Origin of the sequence: Frankia sp. AiPs1 (genome assembly GCF_023716945.1) — a bacterium.
Taxonomy (GTDB): Bacteria; Actinomycetota; Actinomycetes; order Frankiales; family Frankiaceae; genus Frankia.
In genome coordinates this window covers 1-3338 of sequence record NZ_JAMQQF010000632.1, presented here as the reverse complement: position 1 = coordinate 3338, position 3338 = coordinate 1, and the positions used below count along the sequence as shown (strand labels likewise).

General features: G+C 74.6%; 3 protein-coding genes. All 3 read left to right on the top strand.

Annotated elements, in window-relative coordinates:
* Positions 1-8: 8 nt before the first annotated feature.
* Positions 9-935, top strand: a complete 927-nt coding sequence (locus ND748_RS28575) for an ABC transporter permease (RefSeq protein WP_251749292.1) — start codon at positions 9-11, stop codon at positions 933-935.
* Complete coding sequence (locus ND748_RS28570; protein WP_251749291.1) at positions 932-2686, top strand: ABC transporter ATP-binding protein; 1755 nt, start codon at positions 932-934, stop codon at positions 2684-2686. Before ND748_RS28575 ends, ND748_RS28570 begins: the two co-directional genes overlap by 4 nt.
* A 151-nt stretch (positions 2687-2837) precedes the next feature.
* Positions 2838-3338, top strand: a 501-nt coding sequence (locus tag ND748_RS28565; protein ID WP_251749290.1) for a ketopantoate reductase family protein, incomplete at its 3' end; no start/stop codon positions are given.

Here is a 3338-nt window from a genome sequence, read left to right as displayed (position 1 = left end):
GCGTCGCGGTGCCGGCGGACGTCGCCGATCCGGTCGGCACCGCGGAGCCGGTCAGCACCGCGACCCTGACCTCGGGTGATGGCGGGGCGGGCGGGCAGCGGCGGCGACGACGGCACGACCTGCTCGTGGCGGCCGGACCGCTGCTGCGCCGCCCCGGGTTCGTCCTCGCCGGGCTGTTCGTCGTCTTCGTGATCGTGTCGGGCCTGGCACCGGGGCTGTTCACCTCGTACAAGCCGTCCGCCACGTCCCCGACGGACAAGCTGAAGGGGCCGAGCCTGCACCACCTGTTCGGCACCGACGAACTCGGCCGGGACCTGTTCAGCCGGGTCCTGCACGGCTCCACCCTGACGATCAAGGCGACCGGCGGCGCGGTGCTCATCGCCATCGTCGCGGGGCTGGCCATCGGCGTCGTCGCCGGCTTCTTCGGCGGCTGGGTCGACAGCCTGCTCATGCGGATCGTCGACATCCTGCTGGCGATCCCGGCGCTGCTGATGGCCCTGGTCATCGTCACCGCCCTCGGGTTCGGCCTGCTGCCGATCGCCATCGCCGTCGGGACCACGATCACCCCCACCTTCGCCCGCACCACCCGGGCCGAGGTGCTGCGGGTGAAGGAACAGCCCTACGTGGAGGCGGCCCGCACCGGCGGTGCCTCCTGGGGCCGGGTGCTGGTGCGTCACATCCTGCCCAACTCCTGGGGCCCGGTGTCCGTGCTCGCGGTGCTCGACTTCGGCACGGCCGTGCTGGTCATCTCCTCGCTGAGCTTCCTCGGGTTCGGCACGCCGCCGCCCGCCGCCGAGTGGGGCACGCTGATCTCCAACGGCCGCAACTTCCTGATCACCAGCCCCTGGCTGTCGCTGCTGCCCGGCCTGTTCGTCGCCCTGGTCGTGTTCAGCCTCAACCACGTCGCCCGCACCCTCGAGGAGATGCAGCGATGAGCCCCGAGGTAGCGGTGGACGGGGCCCCGACGGTCGGCCCCGCCGCCACCGGCCCCATCACCACCGGCCCCATCGTGGAGCTGGCCGGGCTGTCCGTCGGCTACCGGCAGCGCGGAAGCACGACCCTGGCGGTCGAGGACGTCGACCTCACGATCGCCCCCGGCGAGACGGTCGCGGTCGTCGGCGAGTCCGGCTCCGGCAAGACGACGACGGCGAACGCGATCCTCGGGCTGCTGCCCTCGAGCGGCGTGATCACCGCCGGCCGGGTCCGCATCGCCGGCACCGACGTCACCGGCGCGTCCGACCGGGTGCTGCGCACGTTCCGCGGCAACGTCGTCGGGCTCGTCCCGCAGGACCCGATGGTCGGGCTCAACCCGACGATGCGCATCGGCGGGCAGATCGCCGAGGTGGTGCGCCGCCGCGGCGTCGACAAGCGGCTCGTCCACGCCGAGGTCATCGAGGCCCTGGAACGCGCCGGGGTGGACCGGCCGACGGTGCGCGCCCGGCAGTACCCCAATGCGCTCTCCGGCGGCCTGCGCCAGCGGGTGCTCATCGCCATCGCGATCGCCGGCCATCCCCGGCTCATCGTCGCCGACGAGCCGACCAGCGCGCTCGACGTCACCGTGCAGCGGCGCATCCTCGACCATCTCGCCGGCCTCGTCGCCGAGACCGGCACGTCGCTGCTGATCATCACGCATGACCTCGGCGTCGCCGCCGACCGGGCCGACCGGGTCGTGGTCATGCAGCGCGGGCGGATCGTCGAGCAGGCCGATCCCGCGACGATCCTGCTGCGGCCCCGCGAGCCCTACACCCGCCACCTCATCGCCGCCGCCCCCGCGCTGTCGCACGCCGGCGGCGTCGTGCCCCGCTTCACCGACGTCACCCCGGGGCCCGAGGTGCTGCGCCTGGCCGGGATCGGCAAGGACTTCCAGCTGCCGCGCACCGCGAGCGGCGAGCGGACGTTCCGCGCCCTCGACGACGTCACCCTGTCGGTGCGCGCCGGGCAGACCCTCGGCCTCGTCGGCGAGTCCGGCTCCGGCAAGACGACCGCGCTGCGTATCGCGATGGGCCTGGAGAAGCCGACCCAGGGCCGGGTCCACCTCGACGGCGTCGACATCACCGACGCTGGCTGGTCGCAGCTGCGCCCGCTGCGGCGGCGCTTCCAGCTCGTCCACCAGAACCCGTACTCGTCGCTGGACCCGCGGTTCACCGTCGCGCAGACCATCGCCGAACCGCTGGTGTCGTTCCGGGTCGGCGACCGGGCCAGCCGCGCCGCCCGCGTCCGCGAGCTGCTCGACCAGGTGGCCCTGCCGGCGGCGTTCGCCGACCGCAAGCCGGCGGAGCTCTCCGGCGGCCAGCGCCAGCGGGTCGCGATCGCCCGGGCGCTCGTCCTCGAACCCGAGCTGGTGTTCCTCGACGAGCCGGTGTCGGCGCTCGACGTGTCGGTGCAGGAGCAGATCCTCACCCTGCTGCTGCGGCTGCAGCAGGACCTGGGGGTCGGCTACCTGTTCATCTCCCACGACCTCGCGGTCGTCGCCCAGCTCGCCCATCACGTCGCGGTGCTGCGCGCCGGGCGGATCGTCGAGAGCGGCCCCGCCGAGAGGATCCTCACCGCACCGGCCGAGGAGCACACCCGAGAGCTGCTCGGCGCGATCCCCGGGCAGCGTTTCGCCGCCGAACTCGCCGCCGCCGCCCCGGCCGCCGGGCAGCCCGCGGTGCCGTTCGCGGCGCCGCCCGGGGCCGCCCGGTGAACCGGCGGGGTCGCAGCCGGGCCAGGGCCACGTCCGTGCACGTGAGCGGGCTTCGGTGGGACAGTCAGGACGACTCGGACCAGCCGAGCTCGAGCCTGCCGAGCTCGGGCCTGCCGCGCTCGGGCCAGACACGACGGAAGGGAACGGGGCGATGAGCCGCCGCTATGTTGTCATCGGAGCCGGCGCGGTCGGCGCGACCATCGCCGCGGAGCTGTCCCTCGCCGGCATCGACGTCGTCGTCGTCGCGCGGGGTGCCAACCTCGCCGCGCTGCGTGCCGACGGGTTGCGCTACATCCGCCCGCCGGCCACCGAGGGCGGCCCGGCCGTCGAGCGGCGCGTCGACCTGGCGGTGGCCGGCGGCCCGGACGAGGTGGAGCTGCGCGCCGGCGACGTCCTCGTGCTCGCCACCAAGTCGCAGGACTCCGAGGCCCTGCTCGCCGCCTGGGCCTGGCAGCCGGTCGACGGCGGGCGCACCACGGCCGCCGAGGAGCTGCCCGTCGTGCTGCTGCAGAACGGCATCGAGAACGCCCGCGCCGCGCTGCGCCGCTTCGCCGTCGTCGTCGACGCGATGGTGCTCAGCCCGTCGTCGCACCTGCGCCCGGGCGAGGTGATCTCCCCGGCGGCGCCGCTCGTCGCCGCCTTCCTGCTGGGC